Genomic DNA, 20773 nt, shown 5'->3' on the forward strand with positions numbered 1-20773 from the left:
TCTCCTTACTGGGCCGTGGCCAGCACGACGGCGCCGGTCACCAGCAGGTTGATCAGGGTCAGCGGCAGGCAGAACTTCCAGCTGAAGGCCATGACCTGGTCATAGCGCGGGCGTGGGATCGACGCGCGCAGCAGGATGAAGATCATGATGAAGAAGGCCGTTTTCAGCGCGAACCAGAAGAACGGAATCTGCGGCAGGATGCCAAACGGGCCGTGCCAGCCACCGAAGAACAGGGTTACCAGCAGCGCCGACACGGTGACGATGGCCACGTATTCGCCAACGAAGAACATGCCCCATTTCATCCCGGCGTATTCGATGTGGTAACCGTCGGCCAGCTCCTGCTCGGCTTCCGGCTGGTCGAACGGGTGACGGTGGGTCACGGCGACGGCGGCGATGAAGAAGGTACAGAAGCCGAAGAACTGCGGAATGATGAACCACAGGTTCTGCGCCTGGTAATCAACGATGTCGCGCATGTTGAACGAGCCGACCTGCGCCACCACGCCCATCAGCGCCAGGGCCAGGAACACCTCATAGGAGATGGTCTGGGCCGAGGCACGCAGGCTGCCGAGCAGGGCGAACTTGTTGTTGCTGGCCCAGCCGGCGAACAGCACCGCGTAGACCGACAAACCCGCCATGGCGAAGAAGAACAGGATGCCGATGTTCAGATCCGCCACGCCCCAGTTCGGGGTGATGGGGATGATGGCGAAGGCCATCAGCATCGCCGAGAAGGCGATCATCGGTGCCAGGATGAAGATGAACCTGTCGGCGAACGGCGGCGTCCAGTCCTCCTTGAAGAACATCTTGATCATGTCGGCGGCGATCTGGAACATGCCGAACGGCCCCACGCGGTTGGGGCCGTAGCGATCCTGCCACCAGCCGAGCAGACGGCGCTCAATGAAGCTCAGCAGCGCGCCGCAAACCACCACCACCAGCAGGATGACGATGGCCTTGAGTACCGCGATGACGATCTCGATCAGTTCGGGCGTCAACCAGCTCATTGCGCGACCTCCTGCAGCAGGGTCACGCTGGCACCGGCGATGACCGCCGGAATCCCAGGCAGGCCAAGCGGCAAGCCGACCAGGCCGATGGCCAGGTCATCGCGCACCTTGAGCGGCAGGCGCAGGGCCTGGCCATTGACGCGCAGGGCCAGCAGCGCACCGTCGTTCACCCCCAGGCGTGCCGCTTCATCGCGGGCCAGGGCCACGTAAGGTTCGGGCATGCGCTCCTGAATCGGTTTGGCGCGCGCGGAGTTTTCCTCGCTGCCGAACAGGTGGTGCAGCGGCGCCACCTGCCAGGTGCCGGCTGCCGGGTTGAACGCGGCGTTCACGGCGAACCAGGGCAGGGCGTTGCCGGCAGCTTCGAGCAGGCGTACGCCGGGGTCGCCGGCGCGTAGATGGCCGCCGACCTCGTCCTGGAACTTGTTCCAGGCCTGCGGCGAGTTCCAGCCCGGCGACCAGGCGAACGGAATCTGCTGCCGGTCTTCCTTGCTGCCGGCATAGCCTTCCATGGAGAAGGCGAAGGCCGAGTCCTGATCCTGCGGCTGACGCGGCTCGTGCACGCTGATGTTGGCGCGCATGGCGGTGCGGCCACTGTAGCGATGCGGCTCGCGCGCCAGCTTGAGCCCCTTGATGCGGAACGAGGCGCTCGGTGCGGCATCCTTGATGCCGGACAAATGCGGGTTGCTGGCGGCGCAGGCCTCGGTGACCTGATCCAGTTGCGTCCAGTCCACGACCTTGCCTTGCAGGGTGCTGTGCAGCGCGTGCAGCCAGCGCCAGCCTTCGCGGATCAGAAAATTGTTGTCGTAGTAGCTCGGCTCATAGACCTGGAAGAAGCGCTGAGCGCGGCCTTCGAGGCTGACCAGGGTGCCGTCGCCTTCGGCGAAGCTCGCCGCCGGCAGCAGCAGGTGGGAGCGTTCGCTGGTGGCGGTGCGCTGGTGATCGGCGACGATCACTGTCTGTGCGGCGCTGAGCGCGGCATCGACCTTGGCGGCATCGGCGCGGCGGTACAGGTCATTTTCCAGCACGATCACGGCATCGGCCTGGCCGTTGCTCAAGGCATCCAGCGCGGCATCGACGGATTCACCGCCCAGCAGCGCCAGGCCCAGGCTGTTGGCTTCCGGCACCACCAGGCTCAGCGAGCCGTTCTTCTCACGGTTCTTCAGCGCGCTGGCGATATTGGCGGCAGCTTCGATCAGGGCCTTGTCGCCCAGCGAGGCGCCGGAGACGATCAGCGGGCGTTGGGCTGCCAGCAGGGCCTCGGCGATGCGCTGTACCAGCGCTTGCGCCTCGGCTTCCAGGCCGTCGACGGCCGGTGCACTCGGGTCGATGGCGTGAGCCACGGCGAAACCGATGCGAGCCAGATCGGCCGGCGCGGCGTGCACACTTTCGGCGGCCACGTCGTCCAGGCGGGTTTCCGTGACGCTGGCGACAAACAGCGGGTGACGAGCATGCTGCGCAACGTTCTGCACGGCCGCCATGTGCCAATCCTGAATACGCGCACCGGCAGCGATCTCGGTGGCCTTGCCCTTGACCGCCTGGCGCAGGGCCAGGGCCATGCGTGCGGCGGTCTGGGTCAGGTCTTCGCCGAGGACGAAGATGGCGTCGTGCAGCTCGACGTCGCGCAGGGTCGGCGTCGGCAGCGGGCCGTTCTGCAGGATGTCGCGGATCAGGCGGATATTGGTCAGCTCGCCAGCGGCGATGCCGCTATAGAAGTTATTGGCACCGACCAGTTCGCGCAGGGCGAAGTTGGATTCGAGGCTGGCACGCGGCGAGCCAATGCCGATCACGCGCTTGCCCTTGAGCAGCTCGGCGGCCTTGTCCAGCGCGGCATCGATGCCGATGGCCTGGCCAGCCAGCAGCGGCTGACGCGGGCGATCCTCGCGGTTGACGTAGCCATAGCCGAAGCGGCCACGGTCGCAGAGAAAGTACTGGTTCACCGAGCCGTTGAAGCGGTTCTCGATGCGGCGCAGTTCGCCGTAACGCTCACCGGGGCTGATGTTGCAGCCGCTGGAGCAGCCATGGCAGATGCTCGGGGCGAACTGCATGTCCCACTTGCGGTTGTAGCGTTCGGAGTGGGTCTTGTCGGTGAATACGCCTGTCGGGCAGACCTCGACCAGATTGCCGGAGAACTCGCTTTCCAGCGTGCCGTCCTCCACACGGCCGAAGTACACGTTGTCGTGCGCACCGTAGACGCCCAGGTCGGTGCCGCCGGCGTAGTCCTTGTAGTAGCGCACACAGCGATAGCAGGCGATGCAGCGGTTCATCTCGTGGGCGATGAAGGGGCCGAGTTCCTGGTTCTGGTGGGTACGCTTGGTGAAGCGGTAGCGACGGGCGTTGTGCCCGGTCATCACCGTCATGTCCTGCAGGTGGCAGTGGCCGCCTTCCTCACAGACCGGACAGTCGTGCGGGTGGTTGGTCATCAGCCATTCGACGACGCTGGCGCGGAACGCCTTGGACTCTTCGTCGTCGATGCTGATCCAGGTGTTGTCGGTGGCAGGCGTCATGCAGGACATGACGATACGACCACGGGTGTCGTTCTCGTCGTTGTACTGCTTGACCGCGCACTGGCGGCACGCCCCGACGCTGCCAAGCGCCGGGTGCCAGCAGAAGTAGGGGATATCGAGTCCGAGGGACAGGCAGGCCTGCAGGAGGTTGTCTGCACCATCGACTTCGAAATCTTTGCCGTCTACGTGGATAGTGGCCATTTCTTCAAGTCTTCGTTTGCCCGCTGGTTAAAGCGGCTGGCTAAGGGAATTCGTCTGTTCAGCTCGCGGTTGCCGGCGTGCGGGGCGTACTCGCCACCTTGGCCACACCGGCCTCGAACTCTTCACGGAAATACTTGATCGCGCTGCCCAGCGGCTCCACGGCACCCGGCGCGTGAGCACAGAAGGTCTTGCCCGGGCCGAGGAAGTTGACCAGGCCGAGCAGGGTGGTGATGTCCTCGCGGGTGCCTTCGCCACGCTCCAGGGCACGCAGAATCTTCACGCTCCACGGCAGGCCGTCGCGGCACGGCGTACACCAGCCGCAGGACTCGCGGGCGAAGAACTCTTCCATGTTGCGCAGCAGCGAGACCATGCTGATCGAGTCGTCGACCGCCAGCGCCAGGCCGGTGCCCATGCGCGTGCCGACCTTGCCGATGCCACCGGCGTACATCTGTGCCTCGAGGTGCTCGGGCAGCAGGAAGCCGGTACCGGCACCGCCAGGCTGCCAGCACTTGAGCCTGTAGCCGTCACGCATGCCGCCAGCATAGTCCTCGAACAGCTCGCGCGCGGTAATGCCGAATGGCAGTTCCCACAGGCCGGGGTTCTTCACCTTGCCGGAGAAGCCCATCAGCTTGGTGCCATGGTCTTCGCTGCCCGGGCAGGCGAGGCCCTTGTACCAGTCCACGCCCTGACCGACGATGGCCGGCACGTTGCACAGGGTTTCGACGTTGTTGACGCAGGTCGGTTTGCCCCATACGCCGACGGCGGCCGGGAAGGGCGGTTTGGCCCGTGGGTTGGCGCGGCGGCCTTCCAGCGAGTTGATCAGCGCGGTCTCTTCGCCGCAGATGTAGCGACCGGCGCCGGTGTGCACGAACAGCTCGAAATCGAAGCCGCTGCCAAAGATGTTCTTGCCGAGCAGGCCTGCGGCCTTGGCTTCCTCGATGGCTCGGTTGAGGTTGGCCGCGGCGTCGACGTACTCGCCGCGCAGGAAGATGTAGCCGCGATAGGCCTTGAGCGCGCGCGCGGAGATCAGCATGCCTTCCACCAGCAGGTGGGGCAGCTGTTCCATCAGCATTCGGTCTTTCCAGGTGTTGGGCTCCATTTCGTCCGCATTGCACAGCAGATAGCGGATGTTCATGGATTCGTCGGCCGGCATCAGGCCCCACTTCACGCCCGTGGGGAAACCTGCGCCGCCGCGACCCTTGAGGCCGGATTCCTTGACGGTCTGCACGATGTCAGCCTGAGCCATCTCGGTCAGTGCCTTGCGTGCGGCCGCGTAGCCGTTCTTCTGCTGGTATTCCTCCAGCCAAACCGGCTGGGCGTCGTCACGCAGGCGCCAGGTCAGCGGATGAGTTTCTTCGCTGCGGGCGATACGGTTGGCCGGGCCGATGGAGGTCAGGGTCTTCATTTGTAGGCCTCCAGCAGCTTGGCGACGCCGTCAGGTTGGACATCGCCGAAGGTGTCGTCGTCGATCATCAGCGCCGGGGCCTTGTCGCAGTTGCCCAGGCAGCACACCGGCAGCAGGGTGAAGCGCTCATCGCTGGTGGTCTGGCCAAGGCCGATGCCGAGCTGCTTCTGCATCTCGCTGACCACCGACTCATGGCCGCCGATATAGCAGGTCATGCTGTCGCACACGCGAATCACGTGACGACCAACGGGTTGGCGGAATATCTGGCTATAGAAGGTGGCCACGCCCTCGACGTCGCTGGCGGGAATGCCGAGGATTTCGCCAATGGCGTCAGCGGCGCCGTCCGGCACCCAGCCACGCTGCTTCTGCACGATCTTCAGCGCCTCGATGCTGGCGGCGCGAGGGTCTTCGTAGTGATGCATCTCGTGCTCGATGGCCGAGCGCTCGGTTTCGCTGAGGGTGAAACGGTCGGTCTGAATTAGCGTGCTCATGATCAGCGGTCCACGTCGGCCATGACGAAGTCGATACTGCCAAGATAGGCGATCAGGTCCGCCACCATGCTGCCGCGAATCACCGAAGGGATCTGCTGCAGGTGGGCGAAGCTGGGGGTGCGAATCCGGGTGCGGTAGCTCATGGTGCTGCCGTCGCTTGTCAGGTAGTAGCTGTTGATGCCCTTGGTCGCCTCGATCATCTGGAAGGCTTCGTTGGCCGGCATGACCGGGCCCCAGGAAACCTGCAGGAAGTGAGTGATCAGGGTTTCGATGTGCTGCAGCGTGCGCTCTTTCGGCGGCGGCGTGGTCAGCGGATGATCGGCCTTGTACGGGCCTTCCGGCATGTTCTTCAGACACTGATCGATGATGCGGATGCTCTGGCGCATCTCTTCCACGCGCACCATGCAGCGGTCATAGGCGTCGCCATTGGCCGCCAGCGGCACCTCGAAGTCGAAGTGCTCGTAGCCGGAGTAGGGGCGCGCCTTGCGCAGGTCGAAATCGCAACCGGTGGCGCGCAGGCCGGCGCCAGTGGTGCCCCACTCGAGCGCTTCCTTGGTGTTGTACTGCGCCACGCCGATGGTACGGGCCTTGAGGATGCTGTTCTTCAGCGCCGCCTTTTCGTATTCGTCGAGGCGCTTGGGCAGCCAGTCGACGAATTCCTTGACCAGCTTGTCCCAGCCGCGTGGCAGGTCGTGGGCGACGCCGCCGATGCGGTACCAGGCCGGGTGCAGGCGGAAGCCAGTGATGGCTTCGATCACCTTGTAGGCGCGCTGGCGGTCGGTGAAGGTGAAGAACACCGGGGTCATGGCGCCGACGTCCTGGATGTAAGTACCGAGGAACAGCAGGTGACTGGTGATGCGGAAGAACTCGGCGAGCATCACGCGGATGAAGTCGACACGGGCCGGCACCTTGATACCGGCGAGTTTCTCAACCGAAAGCACGTAGGGCAGGTTGTTCATTACCCCGCCGAGGTAGTCGATGCGGTCGGTGTAGGGGATGAAGCTGTGCCAGCTCTGCCGTTCGGCCATTTTCTCGGCGCCACGGTGGTGGTAACCGATCTCCGGCACGCAATCGACGATCTCTTCGCCGTCGAGCTGCAGGATGATGCGGAACGCGCCGTGGGCGGACGGGTGGTTGGGGCCGAGGTTGAGGAACATGTAGTCCTCGTGCTCACCGCCGCGTTTCATGCCCCAGTCTTCGGGGCGGAAGCGCGCTGCCTCTTCCTCAAGCTGCTGCTTGGCCAGGGTCAGGCTGAACGGATCGAATTCGGTGGCGCGCGCCGGGTAGTCCTTGCGCAGCGGGTGACCTTCCCAGGTCGGCGGCATCATGATGCGGCTCAGGTGCGGGTGGCCGGTGAAGGTGATGCCGTACAGATCCCAGACTTCGCGCTCGTACCAGTTGGCGTTGGGCCAGATACCGGTGGCGGTGGGCAGGTTGAGGTCGCGCTCGGACAAGGCGACCTTGATCATCACGTCACTATTACGCTCCAGCGACATCAGGTGATAGAACACCGTGAAGTCGGCGTCCGGCAGGCCGCGACGCTGGGTACGCAGGCGTTCGTCGACGCCGTGCAGGTCATAGAGCATCACGTAGGGACGCGGCAGGTTGCGCAGGCAGGTGAGCACTTCGATAAGGCGCTCACGGGCGACCCAGAGAACCGGCATGCCGGTGCGGGTCGCTTGCAGGGTGAAACTGTCGTCGCCAAAACGGGCGCGCAGTTCGGCGACGACGTCCTGGTCGTCAGCCTTGTAAGGCGGTATGGACACAACGGTGTCTTGAGTCATGGTCTCGGTCGCTGTCGATCAACGTAGAAAGTGGGCATGACGCTTGCGCAGGCAAGCATCGGCTCAGACTTCGTCGGGGCTACGCAGGTTGGTAACGGCGATTCGCTGCTCGCGTCGCTGTTCCTTCTGCGAAGGCATTTCGGCACGGTAGATGCCTTGATCGCCAACTACCCAGGATAGCGGGCGGCGCTCCTGGCCGATGGATTCCTGCAGCAGCATCAAGCCTTGCAGGAACGCCTCCGGACGGGGCGGGCAGCCGGGAATGTAGACGTCCACGGGGAGGAACTTGTCCACGCCCTGAACGACCGAGTAGATGTCGTACATGCCGCCGGAGTTGGCGCATGAACCCATGGAGATGACCCACTTGGGCTCCAGCATCTGCTCGTAGAGGCGCTGGATGACCGGCGCCATCTTGATGAAGCAGGTGCCGGCGATGACCATGAAGTCGGCCTGGCGGGGTGATGCGCGAATGACTTCCGCACCGAAACGCGCCACGTCGTGCGGGGCGGTGAAGGCGGTGGTCATTTCCACATAGCAGCAGGACAGGCCGAAGTTGTAAGGCCACAAGGAGTTCTTGCGCCCCCAGTTGACCGCGCCGTTAAGCACGTCCGAGAGCTTGCCCATGTAGATGTTCTTGTGAACCTGATCCTCTAGCAGCGGGTCGGAGACGACCTCCCGCTGGCCGATCGGATACGCCTCGTTGGGCGCATTCGGGTCGACCCGAGTAAGTTTGTATTGCATCGCCAAAGCCTCATTGTTTTAGCTTCGCCTGCCGTTCACGACGTCCCTGCGGTGCCCAATCGAGCGCGCCGATACGCCAAAGATAGACAAGACCTGCCAACAGAATTGCTATGAAAACTGTAGCTTCGATCAGGCCCGCCCAGCCGCTTTCGCGCACCGAGACTGCCCAAGCGAAGAGATAGAGGGCTTCAACGTCGAAGATCACGAAGAGCATCGCGACCAGATAGAACTTGGCTGACAGGCGCAGGCGCGCGCTGCCGGTGGGAAGCATGCCCGACTCGAAGGGTTCGTTCTTGCTGCGCCCCCAGGCCTTGCTGCCGAGCAGGCTGGAAAGACCGAGCATGAAGGCGATGAGCCCGCAGACACCCAGCAAGAAAACAGCGAAAGCCCAGTTCTGGGACATGGTCGTTACCGCATCAGGCATGCCGGTACTCCTTGAATTAAGGAACGGCTTTTAATCTATTTAGCGACCAGACACCGTCGAGGGCGTTGGCGCGAAGTGTGTATACAATACTATGTGCAGACCAACTGTAAGTAAATTTTTCAGAGAAAAATTATTCCTGAAATTCGATCATTGCTGATTGATTTGTCGCATCGGTGTAATTCTGAAGCGAGCCATGTGGGCTGGCGTTTCAGGACTATAGCTGATGACTCTGCTCTGGCAATTTCAAGGCGCATTCATCCGGCTAATTTGCCTCATTTCGCAGCGTTATTGCCCTCAGCGAGATGAGCAATTCGCTGCCACTTTGGTGTTAAGGCGAAAGCATCGAATGGCTTGCTGGATTCTCAAAGCGTATAGCCGGCGGCATGGCTTATCACTAAACGTTATTCATCTCCAGGTGCCGTCTAACTGATCTTGTACTAGCGTGCATGAATCGCCCCATGGCGATGCGCAGTTGATCGAGCAGTGCCCACCATCCGCTGGGTCTGCGATGTTGCCCTGCCTGGGTATGCCGACCCTTCGTACGAATAACAATATGAGGGGTTATGCCATGCCTGTTGTCCAGTCGTTGCCGCGTATTGTCCCAGCCGTTCTGTTGCTAGCCCTGAGCGCGCCTGCCAGCGCGGAATTGGGTGATTACAATTTCTGGCAGAGCTTGAGCAATCTGGTGTCGCCGCCCAGGGCCGACAATCCGGTGACGCCTGCGCAGCGTGTCGGACCCTACCCGTTGTTGGCTAACCCGAGTGGTTTCAACAGCGGCTTCAATCCCGGCAATTACTACGGTTGGCAAACGATTCAGATGGCGCCGCAGACCGGTGCGGTGTGCGGCAATGGCTCGCCATACAAGTTCTTCATCAATCGCGTGCCGAACACGCGCAATACCATCGTTTACCTGGAGGGCGGTGGTGCCTGCTGGGACTACGCCAGTTGCAGCGGGCAAAGTGGCATACGTGGTGCGCGCAATCCGGATGGGATTGCCAATGACTACATGTCGCTGCTCAATCCGGGCGCAAGTCTGGTCAGCCCCTTCGTCGTGCGTCTGCACCCCTGGACGCGCGTCAAGACGCAGAACTGGAACATGGTCTATGTGCCGTATTGCACGGGCGATATCTACTCCGGCGACAAGGTGGCGATCTACGAAGACCCGCAAGGGGCAAATCCGCCGTTGGTATGGCACCACAACGGCTTGCGGAACATGCGCGCGGTTGTCGGGTGGCTGAAGGACAACCTGCCACGACCGACGCAGATGCTCACCACGGGATGCAGTGCAGGCGGCGCCGGCAGCCTGACCAACTACGCCAACCTGCGCCAGGACATCGCGCCGGATCGTGGTTATCTGATCAACGACTCCGGGCCGGTGTACACCGCCTTGGCTGGCGATAATCAGGCGTACCCCTCTTATCCGCTGCAGACCCTGATCCGTCAGGCTTGGGGCCTCGATGCCGCTCAGGGGCCGTTGCAGTACCTGCAGGCGCGTCTGCCGGGCTTCAACAGCAACGACCTGGGCAGCCTGTATCCGGCGCTTTCAAGCAATCTGCCGGGTGATCGCATGGGGCATACGCATTTCTGGCAGGACCTGAACTATTCGTCCTATTCCTATGAGCGCTTCTACCCGGAGATCGTCAATGCGCCGAATCAGGCTGCCAAGGAAGCCCTGATCAAGCAGCGCTGGGCGACGGACACCACGCGTCTGCGCAGCCAACTGGCCAGCCTGGGTAATGTCGGTGGTTATTTCCCGCAGTTCCGTAACGTCAACGAAAGCCATTGCACCAGCATCATCGAGTTCGCCAACTCCGATATCCAGGAGCAGAATCTGCAGTTGGACAGCTTCGTCAGCAGCGTTCTCGATGGCAGTGGACAGGTACTGGATGCTTCGGAAAGCAGTGATATGGCTGACCGCAACAAACCCTTCAATCTGCTTTATTACCTGCTGGACCAGATGCTCTGAACAGGGGTTGAACCAACGCGGCGACAACTTGGGTTGTCGCCGCGTTCAGTCATTGGGAGCTTGTCGGTAATTGCGCTCGCGGGCCTCTTGCAGGCGTTGTCGTAGATATTGGTCGCGTGTGAGTCCATCGGGGATGGTCTGCAGTTCGAGCACCTCCTCGACGATGCGTTTTTCCTCGGCCTTGTAGCGCTCGAAGTTGCGGTCAGGCTGCTGCTCCAGTCTGGCTTCGCGCTCTGCGCTGATGACCTGATAGCGTTTGATCAGCGCTTCGGCGCGTGTTTTCTGCTCAGCTTCGTCCTCGCTGACGGCCTTGATCAGGGCAATCTGCAGCAGCAGGGTCTCGCTCAATGCAAGCTCGCCTCGCTGCTCCATCGCATCGAGCCCTTTGCTCAGGTCCTCCGCCTGTGCTTCGCGCTTTTCGGCGTCTAGCTGTTTTGCATGCTCGATGAAGTCTCTATAGCGCTGATGAAATCCCAGGCGTTGTTCCTGTTGCTGGATCTCCGGGCGGGCCAGCAGTTGCAGCTGCTCCGTGCTGAGGGGCGACGATGCAGGCGTCGGGCTGGCTTGCGCGGCTTGAGGTGTCGGCAGCTGCTCGGGCTCGAGGCTGAGGCGTTCTTCAATGGCGGGGCGTTGCCAGTACCAGGTCAGGGTTGCGCTGCCGATCAGAAGGCAACTGCCCAATAGCAGGGCGTAACGAGGCGAGGGCATAGGCAGGTTCCAGGAGGCGTCATTTGAGCTTAGGAGCTGAAAGACCGGTTTGCCTGGACAATAAACGCAGACGAAAAAAAGCCCCGGCAAGCCGGGGCGGATTAGGCAAACAGGCTGCTGCGGATGCGTGGTCCGCAGCAGGTGAACCGTTCTTAGTGGAACTGGTTCATGGTGTTGTCTTTACCGCTCGCCTTCAGAGCAGCTTCGCCAGCGAAGTACTCTTTGTGGTTGTCGCCGATGTCGGAGCCAGCCATGTTCTGGTGCTTGACGCAGGCGATACCCTGACGCAGTTCCTGACGCTGAACACCTTTCACGTAGGCCAGCATGCCCTGGTCGGCGAAGTAGCCTTTAGCCAGGTTGTCAGTCGACAGAGCTGCGGTGTGGTAGGTCGGCAGGGTGATCAGGTGGTGGAAGATGCCAGCCTGAGCCGAACCGTCGCGCTGGAAGGTACGGATCTTCTCGTCGGCAACCTGGGCCAGTTCGGTTTCGTCGTACTCGACGCTCATCAGCTTGGCGCGGTCGTAGGCGGAAACGTCCTTGCCTTCGGCAGCCATGGCATCGAATACCTGCTGACGGAAGTTCAGGGTCCAGTTGAACGACGGGCTGTTGTTGTAAACCAGCTTGGCGTTCGGGATGGTCTTGCGGATTTCGTTGACCATGGCCGCGATCTGGCCAACGTGCGGCTTCTCGGTTTCGATCCACAGCAGGTCGGCGCCGTTTTGCAGGCTGGTGATGCAGTCCAGTACGCAGCGCGCTTCGCCGGTGCCAGCACGGAACTGGAACAGGTTGGACGGCAGACGCTTCGGACGTAGCAGCTTGCCGCCGCGGTTGATCACGACATCGCCGTTGCCCAGATCGGCAGCGGAAACTTCTTCGCAATCCAGGAAGCTGTTGTACAGGTCGCCCAGGTCGCCCGGCTCGTTGGTTACGGCGATCTGCTTGGTCAGGCCGGCGCCCAGGGAGTCAGTGCGCGCAACGATCACACCGTTGTCGATGCCCAGCTCGAGGAAGGCGTAGCGAACGGCAGCGATCTTGGCGAGGAAGTCGGCGTGAGGAACGGTCACTTTACCGTCCTGGTGGCCGCACTGCTTCTCGTCGGAAACCTGGTTCTCGATCTGGATGCAGCAAGCACCGGCTTCGATCATGCGCTTGGCCAGCAGGTAGGTGGCTTCCGGGTTACCGAAACCAGCGTCGATGTCGGCAATGATCGGCACGATGTGAGTTTCGTGGTTGTCGATCTGGTTCTGGATCTCGGCAGCCTTGGCCTGGTCGCCAGCTGCGCGAGCAGCGTCCAGGGCGGTGAACAGAAGGTCCAGTTCGCGGCTGTCGGCCTGACGCAGGAAGGTGTACAGCTCTTCGATCAGGTCGGAGACGGCGGTTTTCTCGTGCATCGACTGATCCGGCAGCGGGCCGAAGTCAGAGCGCAGAGCAGCGACCATCCAGCCGGACAGGTAGAGGTAGCGCTTGTTGGTGGTCTTCAGGTGCTTCTTGATCGAGATCAGCTTCTGCTGACCGATGAAGCCGTGCCAGCAACCCAGCGACTGGGTGTAGACGGAGGAGTCGGCGTCGTACTCTTCCATGTCCTTGCGCATGATGTCAGCAGTGTACTGAGCGATTTCCAGACCGGTCTTGAAGCGGTTCTGAGCGCGCATACGGGCGACGGACTCGGGGTTGATAGCGCTCCAGCTGCTGCCGAACTTCTCTTTCAGAGCGGCTACAGCCTTGATGTCGTTTTGATATGCGGACATGGTCAATCCTTCAAAAAATGTGTTGGTTGAGCACCGACTACCCACGCAATGCGTGCACGGATGCAGCGGCTGCGGGAGGCTTCCACTTTGACGGCGAGAATACGGCTGGGGCGAGGATTGACCGCGAGGAGGGGGGATGTGGCGAGCATTTCGAGAACGTCGCGTTTGCCGGTTGGCTCGTGGAAACCTTGGGCACCTGCTGGGTTTTCGATCTGTCTGACGCTAAACGCTTCCCCGTCCCTCAGGACAACTTCGTTCCAGTCGCAACCTCGTCGTACGGCCTTGTGGGCTGTTGGGACACGGACCGTCGCGAAGTACTTCGCGGGCGGTCTGGAGATCCTTTTCAGGACCCCTGGCTAGCGGGAGCGAGGCCATCATGCCTCTGGGAAAATGCTTCGTCAAACGTTTTGTAGTGGTTTTTTAAAACTACTACATATTCAGTCGGCGACTGCCTGGTCACGCTGTGCAGCCCATGGGGTGGGCGTTTCAGGCATTTCGCGGGTTGCGTGAGTTGTCCATGGTTCTTGCGAGGGAAAGGGATGCGACTTTGGTCGGGGGGTCAGTCGATCGCTTCGACCTTCAGGCGCAGCGACATGTCCTCGCGGCCCTGGGTGGTGTGTCGACGCAACACGTCACGGCCGCTGGAGCTGGTTTCCTCACTGACGCCGCCCAAGGTAATCCACTCGCCGAGACGGCCGCTGACGCGCGTGTCGGTGCTTTGCACGTCGATCACGCCGGGGCGGCTGTTGCTGACGCGATCGCGCTGGCTGCTGATGGCAACGTGGACGAGTTCGCCAGAGAGGCTGGCTGTCACGTAGAAACCTCGCGTCACGTCGCGATACTGGGTGTCCTGGTAAACCTGGCCGTACGGGCCGGTACTGGTGGTGGTCAGCGGCACGCTCTGGCCGACCTGAATCAGTGCCGGATAACCTTCGGTTGCCTGTACCTGCTGGGTGCCACCACCACGGCTGTCGGTGCTGCGGCGGATGATGCGCACCTGGTCGCGACCGTTCACTTCGCCGCGGCCGACCTGAACCTCGGCATTGCCGGCGCTGAGGGTGCCGTCGACGCGATAGCCGCGGTCGTTCTGGTAATTGCTGTCAGCGCTTTCGACGGTGATCAGCAGGCGCCGCGGGCGGGTGTCGAGTTGCTGCAGTAGGACGCGCACCTCGCCGATCTTGGCCGGTGATGCATTGACGATCAGTTGGTTGCCATAGGCGCTGACCTTGCCCTCGTTGCCGAGCATCGATTGCACCACGCCGAGTACGTCGTCGGCGGTGCGGTAATTCAGCGGGATTACCTCGGTGGCCGCTTGCAGTGGCAGGCACAGGCCGAGAAGCAGGGCGGCGAACAGCGTGCGCAGGGTCATAGCAGAAAGCTCCGCAGGTCGGGGTCGGTGATGCTGGTGTCCCAGGCCTGGTCGAACTGGGCCTGGCGTTGGCGCACGCGCGCCGGGTCGTTGTACAGGGCGTAGCCGGATTGCTGATCGAGTTCAGGCCGCAGGAACAGGCCTCTGTCATCGGCAATCAGGTAGGCAAGTTCCTCGTTGGCGTAGTCCGGGTGTAGCTTGCGGATATGCAGGTTGGACGACAGTCGGCGTGACAGAGCGAGCAGACGATGGCCTTCCTTCACGGCGCGAGTCGGGTCGCGTAGCAGGATACGCAGGCGCGCTCGTGGGCTGCTCAGCAAGAACCGGGTGCAGGCCTGCTGCACACTGCTGTGGTGATAGAGCCAGGGCTCCAGGTCATCGCTGTACAGGCATAGGCTGCGCTGGGCCTGTTGGATCAACGCCAGGATGTGGGCGCGAGCCTGCTGTGGCTGGCTGAAGCGCTCCAGGCGCTCGTGCTGGCCGATCATGAACGGGGCCGGCTCCCATTGCGCCGCATCTGGCGTGACGGGGGCGGGGTTGTGCACGGCAAAACGCCCCGGCGACTCGAATTCGATGGCCGCCAGTTCAATGGAGTCTGGCGTATCGTTCGGTTCGACCGGGGCGTCTTTGTCGTTCATTTCAGTCTCTACTGGCTGGTGCGCACCATATCCACGTGAGGTATGCCGGCGTCGAGGTACTCGTCGCTGACAATCCTGAAGCCTAGCCTTTCATAGAACGGTGTCGCGTGCACCTGAGCGGTGAGCATTTGCTGATGCAGGCCGCGTTTTTCCGCTTCGGCGATCACCGCCTGCATCAGTTTCTCGCCGACCTTGAGGCCGCGCCAATCCTTGAGCACCGATACGCGACCGATATGGCCGTCGGGCAGCAAGCGCGCGGTGCCAACAGGGTAATCGCCTTCCTCTGCGAGAAAGTGCACGGCGTCGGTATCCTCGGCGTCCCATTCCAGCTCCGGCGGTACCGATTGCTCGGCGACGAAAACGCTGTCGCGGATACGACGAAGCTCGGCATTGTCCCTGTGCCAGTCCGCGACACGGACAGTGATCTCACTCATCGGCAAATCCCAGGCTGCCTTGCTTGACCAGTTCCCATAGCAGGGTACGCCCCTCGTCGTCGGCCAGCCAGGCGCCGAGGTTTTCCACATGTAACGCATCGGCGCTGCAGATCAGCTTCAGCAGCTCGCGCAGGCGGGCAGAAACCAGGCGGCTCTGGCCGCTGGCGAACAGCACCAGGTCTTCACCGACTTCCGACCAGGCCATGCGTGCGCTGGGGTTGCGGATGAGGATCGCGCCATCTTCCAGTGCGCCAAGGAAGTCTTCTTCCTCGATCTCGATGCCGGCGACCAGCTCCGGGTACTTGGGCTCGGTCATGAACTGGCCGAACCAGGTCATCAGCAGACGTTCGTCACTCATGTGTTCGTTGAGCAGGGCCTTGAGGCGCTCCAGAGCGTCGCGCTGGATCTGGTTGGGATCCTCGCTCGGCTGGATGTCGGCATCGCTGTAACGCTCTTCGTCGGGCAGGAACTGGCCGAGAAAGTCGGTGAAATGGGTCAGTACTTCGGCGGCGCTCGGCGCGCGGAAGCCCACGGAATAGGTCATGCAATCATCCTCAGCGGTGCCACAGTGGGCGAGGCATGGCGGCAGGTAAAGCATGTCGCCGGGTGCCAGCACCCATTCATCGGTTGGTTCGAATTGAGCCAGGATCTTCAGATCGGCGTGGGGGAGCAGCGGGCTGTCGGCATCGCACATCTGGCCAATTTGCCAGCGGCGATGGCCGTGCGCCTGCAGCAGGAATACGTCGTAGTTGTCGAAATGCGGGCCGACGCCACCACCGGGGGCAGCGAAGCTGATCATCAGATCGTCGATGCGCCACTTGGGCAGAAATTTGAAGTCTTCCAGCAGTTCGGCCACTTCCGGGACGAACTGGTCGACGGCTTGTACCAGCAGGGTCCAGTCGCGCTCGGGCAGGTCCTGGAAGGTGTCCTCGTTGAACGGGCCGCGCTGCAGCTCCCAGGGGCGTTCCCCGTGCTCGATCACCAGGCGCGATTCGACTTCTTCTTCCAGCGCCAGGCCAGCCAGTTCGTCCGGGCTGATCGGGCTTTCGAAGTCCGGGATCGCCTGACGCACCAGCAGCGGCTTCTTTTGCCAGTAGTCGCGCAGGAACTCACGAGCCGTGAGGCCACCCAGCAATTGCAGCGGAGTATCAGGATTCATCAGTAAGCCCTTGAAATAGATAAAAACCTTAAAACAAAAACGCCCGGCTCAGCCGGGCGTCCTCGAGGCTGATCGCGCTTAGATCCGCTTGGCCTGGGCCACGGCGTTACCGATGTAGCGCGCCGGGGTCAGTTGCTTGAGCTCTTCCTTGGCGGCGGCCGGCATGTCCAGGCTGTCGATGAAGGCCAGCAGGGCCTCGGGGCTGATGCCCTTGCCGCGGGTCAGCTCCTTGAGCTTCTCGTACGGGTTCTCGATGGCGTAGCGACGCATGACGGTCTGGATCGGCTCGGCGAGCACTTCCCAGCAGGCATCCAGGTCTTCAGCGATTTTCTGAGCATTGAGCTCCAACTTGCTGATTCCCTTGAGGCTTGCCTCGTAAGCGATGACGCTGTGAGCGAAGCCGACACCCAGGTTACGCAGCACGGTGGAGTCGGTCAGGTCGCGCTGCCAGCGGGAGATCGGCAGCTTGCTGGCCAGGTGCTGGAAGATCGCGTTGGCGATACCCAGGTTGCCCTCGGAGTTTTCGAAGTCGATCGGGTTGACCTTGTGCGGCATGGTCGAGGAGCCGATTTCGCCGGCCACGGTCTTCTGCTTGAAGTAACCGAGGGAGATGTAGCCCCAGACGTCGCGGTCGAAGTCGATCAGGATGGTGTTGAAGCGGGCGATGGCGTCGAACAGCTCGGCGATGTAGTCGTGCGGCTCGATCTGGGTGGTGTAGGGGTTCCAGCTCAGGCCCAGGTCACCTTCGATGAACTGGCGGGCGTTGGCTTCCCAGTCGATGCTCGGGTAGGCCGACAGATGCGCGTTGTAGTTGCCCACGGCGCCGTTGATCTTGCCCAGCAGCGGTACAGCCGCGACCTGAGCGATCTGGCGCTCCAGGCGGTAGACGACGTTGGCCAGTTCCTTGCCCAGGGTGGTCGGCGAGGCCGGCTGGCCATGGGTGCGCGAGAGCATGGGCACGTCGGCGAATTTCACCGCCAGTTCACGAATTGCGCCGGCCAGTTGCTTCATCAGCGGCAGCAGCACATTGTCACGGCCTTCGCGCAGCATCAGAGCGTGGGACAGGTTGTTGATGTCCTCGCTGGTGCAGGCGAAGTGAATGAACTCGCTGACCTTGTTCAGTTCTGGCAGCTTGGCGGCCTGCTCCTTGAGCAGGTACTCCACGGCCTTGACGTCGTGGTTGGTGGTGCGCTCGATTTCCTTGACGCGCTCGGCGTGCTCGACGGCAAAGTTCTCGGCCAGCTCGTTGAGCAGGGCGTTGGCTTCGGCGGAGAAGGGCGCGACTTCCGGGATGCCTTCGTGGGCAGCCAGGCGCTGCAGCCAGCGCACTTCGACCAGTACGCGGCTACGGATCAGGCCGTATTCGCTGAAGATAGGGCGCAGGGCGCTGGTTTTGCCGGCGTAGCGGCCGTCGACGGGGGAAACCGCGGTGAGCGAGGAAAGCTGCATGTAGGCGTTCTCGGGCTGTCGGGCTGAAAAGCCATCCTGGGTCACTGCGCATCGTGCTGGCTTCGATGAAGCGGGCGCTAGCTCAGGTGCCGGGACGACCTCTGACGAAAAGGGCGCATATCATACATGAAAACCAGCGCTTGGCCGCCTATGCCCTGCGTCTTGCGACCGATAACAGACTGGCGGCGAAGATCAATGCTGCACCGAGCAGCGAAAGCGTGTCTGGCGTCTCGCCCCAGAGCAGCCAGGCAATGATGCCTGCGAAGACGATGGCCAGGTAAGCCACTGGACCGATCAGCCCGGGCGGTGCCAGGCCGTAGGCACGTGACATGATCACCTGGCTGGCGGTGGCCAGCAGGCCGATGCCCAGCAGCCAGCTCAGTTGCGTGGAGTCGAGCGGTTGCCAGCTCCAGGTCAGCGGGATGGCGGAGAACAGTGCACTGAACAGCGAGAAATAGAAGACGATGCGCGTGGCCGGTTCGCTGTCGCTCATTTCGCGGATGGAGACGAAGGCGAAGGCGGCCAGCAGGCTGGCGGCCAGGCCAAACAGCGCGGGCCCCTCGAACAGGGCGGCGCTGGGCTTGGCCACCAGCAGTACCCCGCATAGGCCGATCAGGCTGCTGACCAGCATGCGTCGAGTCAGCGGCTCCTTTAGCCAGATATGTGCGATCAGCGGGGTGAACACCGGCGCCGAGTAGGTGAACAGCATGGCGTCGGCCAATGGTAGGTGGGCGATGGCGTAGAAGAAACAGTACATCGCCGCCAGGCCGTAGGTGGTACGCCACAGATGGGACTTCAGGCGTGTCGTGCGCAACGGGCGAACGCCGCGCACCAGTAGCAAAGGCAGGAAGAACAACACGCCGACCAGATTGCGGAAGAACACCACCGACTCGTTGTTGACGCTGCTGGATATCTCGCGGATGCCGACGCCGGTAAAAGCGAACAGCAGCGCCGAGAGCGCCAGCAGCAGGGCACCCTGTAGGGGTTTTACGCTGCGGCTGGCGGGTTCCATGGTCAGTTTCGCGTCAGTTCGTAGAGTTCTTTGAGCAGCTTGCTGCGGCTGAACACCAACTGCCAACGGTGGCCGCCGAGCTGACGCCAGAGGCGCGCCGAGCGAATACCGGCTAGCAGCAGGGCGCGGATCTTCGCGGCGTTGTTCGGTTGCTGCAGGAAGCGCATGTCGCCATGCACCTGGATGCGCTGGCGGAAGGTGCTGATGGTGTCCTGATACAGGCCGCCGCACGCAGCGATGACGTTGTCATGGACCAGGCCGAAATGCTCGACCTGTTGCTGGATCTGGTCGAGGCGACTGCCCATCACCTGCAGCATGTCGCCGCGCTTGTCCAGTTGGCGCTCCAGGCCGACCATCGCCAGTGCATAGCGCAGCGGCTCGCGCTGCAGGGCGGATGGATTGCGTTCCAGCGAGCTGATCAGTGCGCGATAACCGTCGCGCAGGTTGAGGTCGTCACCGCCGTAGACGTCCAGCGTACTTTTCGGATCGCGTACCAGCAGGCTGCCGAGCATGCAGCCCATCGAGGCTTCGCTGACCTGGCCGGTGCGGGCGATCTTGTCGGCCAGCACTGCTGCCTCGAATACGGCGCCGAGGGCGACCAGTTGCTCCTGCAGCGGACTCATTGGGCGTCCTCGTACCAGGCTTCTGCGGTTTCGATCACGCCACCACCCAGGCACACCTCGCCGTCATAGAACACCACGGACTGACCCGGAGTGACGGCGCGCTGCGGCTCATCGAACACGGCGCGATAGCCGGTCTCGGTCTTCTCCAGGGTGCAGCGCTGGTCGTTCTGGCGGTAGCGCACCTTGGCGGTCAGGCGGCGAGGGCTGCTCAGGTCCACTGGGTTGACCCAGTAAATGTCCGAAGCGAGCAGGGCGCGGGAGAACAACCAGGGATGTTCGTTGCCCTGGCCGACGACCAGTACGTTACGTGTCAGGTCCTTGCGCAACACGTACCAGGGATCATCGCTGGCGTCCTTGAGGCCGCCGATGCCAAGACCCTGGCGCTGGCCGATAGTGTGGTACATCAGGCCGTGATGGCGGCCGATGATCTGGCCCTCGGTGGTCTCGATGTCGCCTGGCTGGGCCGGCAGGTACTGTTTGAGAAAATCACTGAAGCGGCGCTCACCGATGAAGCAGATGCCGGTGGAGTCCTTCTTCTTCGCCGTGGCCAGCTCGTACTTCTCGGCGATGGCGCGTACCTGCGGCTTTTCCAGCTCGCCAACCGGGAACAGGGTCTTGGCGATCTGCTCGCCGCCGACGGCGTGCAGGAAATAGCTCTGGTCCTTGTTCGGGTCCAGGCCCTTGAGCAGCTCCGTACGGCCATCGATGTCGCGGCGACGCACATAGTGACCGGTGGCGATCAGGTCGGCACCGAGCGATAGGGCATAGTCGAGGAAGGCTTTGAACTTGATTTCGCGGTTGCACAGGATGTCCGGGTTCGGCGTACGGCCGGCCTTGTATTCGGCGAGGAAGTGCTCGAACACGTTGTCCCAGTACTCGGCGGCGAAGTTGGCAGTGTGCAGCTTGATGCCGATGCGGTCGCATACGGCCTGGGCGTCGGCCAGGTCGTCCATGGCGGTGCAGTATTCGGTGCCGTCGTCTTCGTCCCAGTTCTTCATGAACAGGCCTTCGACCTGGTAACCCTGTTCCATCAGCAGCAGGGCGGAAACGGACGAATCGACGCCGCCGGACATGCCGACGATCACGCGTTGGGTGCTAGGTGCTTGCATGGGAGTCTGC

The 20773-nt window shown here is 62.4% G+C and carries 18 protein-coding genes; 1 reads left to right on the top strand and 17 read right to left on the bottom strand.

Going from position 1 to position 20773, the window contains the following annotated elements; genetic code table 11:
* Positions 1-5 precede the first annotated feature (5 nt).
* The 7 genes from nuoH to CXP40_RS00725 form a co-directional block, all read right to left on the bottom strand.
* Complete coding sequence (nuoH, locus tag CXP40_RS00695; protein WP_106732195.1) at positions 6-998, bottom strand: NADH-quinone oxidoreductase subunit NuoH; 993 nt, start codon at positions 996-998, stop codon at positions 6-8.
* A complete protein-coding gene (nuoG, locus tag CXP40_RS00700) occupies positions 995-3703 on the bottom strand; it encodes an NADH-quinone oxidoreductase subunit NuoG (protein WP_106732196.1) in 2709 nt (902 codons plus the stop codon). Before nuoG ends, nuoH begins: the two co-directional genes overlap by 4 nt.
* A 58-nt stretch (positions 3704-3761) precedes the next feature.
* Complete coding sequence (gene nuoF / locus CXP40_RS00705; RefSeq protein WP_106732197.1) at positions 3762-5108, bottom strand: NADH-quinone oxidoreductase subunit NuoF; 1347 nt, start codon at positions 5106-5108, stop codon at positions 3762-3764.
* Complete coding sequence (gene nuoE / locus CXP40_RS00710) at positions 5105-5605, bottom strand: NADH-quinone oxidoreductase subunit NuoE (RefSeq protein WP_106732480.1); 501 nt, start codon at positions 5603-5605, stop codon at positions 5105-5107. The genes nuoF and nuoE overlap by 4 nt, the downstream gene beginning before the upstream one ends.
* The gene (gene nuoC, locus CXP40_RS00715; RefSeq protein ID WP_106732198.1) at positions 5602-7383 is read right to left on the bottom strand and encodes an NADH-quinone oxidoreductase subunit C/D; all 1782 of its coding nucleotides are present in this window, start codon (positions 7381-7383) and stop codon (positions 5602-5604) included. Before nuoC ends, nuoE begins: the two co-directional genes overlap by 4 nt.
* Positions 7384-7446: 63 nt before the next feature.
* Positions 7447-8124, bottom strand: a complete 678-nt coding sequence (locus CXP40_RS00720; protein ID WP_013715478.1) for an NADH-quinone oxidoreductase subunit B family protein — start codon at positions 8122-8124, stop codon at positions 7447-7449.
* A gap of 10 nt (positions 8125-8134) precedes the next feature.
* Complete coding sequence (locus CXP40_RS00725; protein WP_024308132.1) at positions 8135-8548, bottom strand: NADH-quinone oxidoreductase subunit A; 414 nt, start codon at positions 8546-8548, stop codon at positions 8135-8137.
* A gap of 568 nt (positions 8549-9116) precedes the next feature.
* On the opposite strand from CXP40_RS00725, the gene CXP40_RS00730 reads away from it, so the two are divergent.
* Positions 9117-10514 carry a pectin acetylesterase-family hydrolase gene (locus tag CXP40_RS00730; RefSeq protein WP_106732199.1) on the top strand — a complete coding sequence of 466 codons (1398 nt, stop codon included), beginning with the start codon at positions 9117-9119 and terminating at the stop codon, positions 10512-10514.
* 45 nt (positions 10515-10559) lie between these two features.
* Here CXP40_RS00730 and CXP40_RS00735 read toward each other — a convergent pair whose 3' ends face one another.
* From CXP40_RS00735 to mnmA, 10 genes are all read right to left on the bottom strand, one after another.
* Complete coding sequence (locus tag CXP40_RS00735; RefSeq protein WP_106732200.1) at positions 10560-11222, bottom strand: hypothetical protein; 663 nt, start codon at positions 11220-11222, stop codon at positions 10560-10562.
* 152 nt (positions 11223-11374) lie between these two features.
* Complete coding sequence (locus CXP40_RS00740) at positions 11375-12970, bottom strand: isocitrate lyase (protein WP_106732201.1); 1596 nt, start codon at positions 12968-12970, stop codon at positions 11375-11377.
* Between the two features lie 559 nt (positions 12971-13529).
* The gene (locus CXP40_RS00745; protein WP_059392148.1) at positions 13530-14339 is read right to left on the bottom strand and encodes a secretin N-terminal domain-containing protein; all 810 of its coding nucleotides are present in this window, start codon (positions 14337-14339) and stop codon (positions 13530-13532) included.
* On the bottom strand, positions 14336-14977 hold the full coding sequence (locus CXP40_RS00750) for a histone acetyltransferase HPA2 (RefSeq protein ID WP_106732202.1): 642 nt from the start codon (positions 14975-14977) through the stop codon (positions 14336-14338). The genes CXP40_RS00745 and CXP40_RS00750 overlap by 4 nt, the downstream gene beginning before the upstream one ends.
* Positions 14978-14985: 8 nt before the next feature.
* Positions 14986-15411, bottom strand: coding sequence for a GNAT family N-acetyltransferase (locus CXP40_RS00755; protein WP_036999437.1), 426 nt, complete (start codon positions 15409-15411; stop codon positions 14986-14988).
* Positions 15404-16570, bottom strand: coding sequence for a cupin domain-containing protein (locus CXP40_RS00760; RefSeq protein WP_021489191.1), 1167 nt, complete (start codon positions 16568-16570; stop codon positions 15404-15406). The genes CXP40_RS00755 and CXP40_RS00760 overlap by 8 nt, the downstream gene beginning before the upstream one ends.
* Positions 16571-16648: 78 nt before the next feature.
* Positions 16649-18019: an adenylosuccinate lyase gene (gene purB, locus CXP40_RS00765; RefSeq protein WP_106732203.1), complete on the bottom strand. Its 1371-nt coding sequence runs from the start codon at positions 18017-18019 to the stop codon at positions 16649-16651.
* A 148-nt stretch (positions 18020-18167) separates the two neighbouring features.
* Complete coding sequence (locus tag CXP40_RS00770; protein ID WP_106732204.1) at positions 18168-19031, bottom strand: DMT family transporter; 864 nt, start codon at positions 19029-19031, stop codon at positions 18168-18170.
* Positions 19032-19033: 2 nt separating this feature from the next.
* Complete coding sequence (gene hflD / locus CXP40_RS00775) at positions 19034-19654, bottom strand: high frequency lysogenization protein HflD (protein ID WP_099523925.1); 621 nt, start codon at positions 19652-19654, stop codon at positions 19034-19036.
* Positions 19651-20763, bottom strand: a complete 1113-nt coding sequence (gene mnmA, locus CXP40_RS00780; protein ID WP_106732205.1) for a tRNA 2-thiouridine(34) synthase MnmA — start codon at positions 20761-20763, stop codon at positions 19651-19653. The genes hflD and mnmA overlap by 4 nt, the downstream gene beginning before the upstream one ends.
* Between the last annotated feature and the right edge of the window lie 10 nt (positions 20764-20773).

The sequence above is a fragment of the Pseudomonas sp. YY-1 genome (assembly GCF_002843095.1).
Lineage (GTDB): Bacteria > Pseudomonadota > Gammaproteobacteria > Pseudomonadales > Pseudomonadaceae > Aquipseudomonas > Aquipseudomonas sediminis_A.

Coding starts and splice junctions, on each gene's coding strand:
- nuoH (WP_106732195.1), bottom strand. CDS start 998: ATGAGCTGGTTGACGCCCGAACTGATCGAGATCGTCATCGCGGTACTC.
- CXP40_RS00725 (WP_024308132.1), bottom strand. CDS start 8,548: ATGCCTGATGCGGTAACGACCATGTCCCAGAACTGGGCTTTCGCTGTT.
- CXP40_RS00735 (WP_106732200.1), bottom strand. CDS start 11,222: ATGCCCTCGCCTCGTTACGCCCTGCTATTGGGCAGTTGCCTTCTGATC.
- purB (WP_106732203.1), bottom strand. CDS start 18,019: ATGCAGCTTTCCTCGCTCACCGCGGTTTCCCCCGTCGACGGCCGCTAC.
- nuoC (WP_106732198.1), bottom strand. CDS start 7,383: ATGACTCAAGACACCGTTGTGTCCATACCGCCTTACAAGGCTGACGAC.
- CXP40_RS00730 (WP_106732199.1), top strand. CDS start 9,117: ATGCCTGTTGTCCAGTCGTTGCCGCGTATTGTCCCAGCCGTTCTGTTG.
- nuoG (WP_106732196.1), bottom strand. CDS start 3,703: ATGGCCACTATCCACGTAGACGGCAAAGATTTCGAAGTCGATGGTGCA.
- CXP40_RS00720 (WP_013715478.1), bottom strand. CDS start 8,124: ATGCAATACAAACTTACTCGGGTCGACCCGAATGCGCCCAACGAGGCG.
- hflD (WP_099523925.1), bottom strand. CDS start 19,654: ATGAGTCCGCTGCAGGAGCAACTGGTCGCCCTCGGCGCCGTATTCGAG.
- CXP40_RS00750 (WP_106732202.1), bottom strand. CDS start 14,977: ATGAACGACAAAGACGCCCCGGTCGAACCGAACGATACGCCAGACTCC.
- CXP40_RS00740 (WP_106732201.1), bottom strand. CDS start 12,970: ATGTCCGCATATCAAAACGACATCAAGGCTGTAGCCGCTCTGAAAGAG.
- CXP40_RS00770 (WP_106732204.1), bottom strand. CDS start 19,031: ATGGAACCCGCCAGCCGCAGCGTAAAACCCCTACAGGGTGCCCTGCTG.
- CXP40_RS00745 (WP_059392148.1), bottom strand. CDS start 14,339: ATGACCCTGCGCACGCTGTTCGCCGCCCTGCTTCTCGGCCTGTGCCTG.
- mnmA (WP_106732205.1), bottom strand. CDS start 20,763: ATGCAAGCACCTAGCACCCAACGCGTGATCGTCGGCATGTCCGGCGGC.
- CXP40_RS00760 (WP_021489191.1), bottom strand. CDS start 16,570: ATGAATCCTGATACTCCGCTGCAATTGCTGGGTGGCCTCACGGCTCGT.
- nuoF (WP_106732197.1), bottom strand. CDS start 5,108: ATGAAGACCCTGACCTCCATCGGCCCGGCCAACCGTATCGCCCGCAGC.
- CXP40_RS00755 (WP_036999437.1), bottom strand. CDS start 15,411: ATGAGTGAGATCACTGTCCGTGTCGCGGACTGGCACAGGGACAATGCC.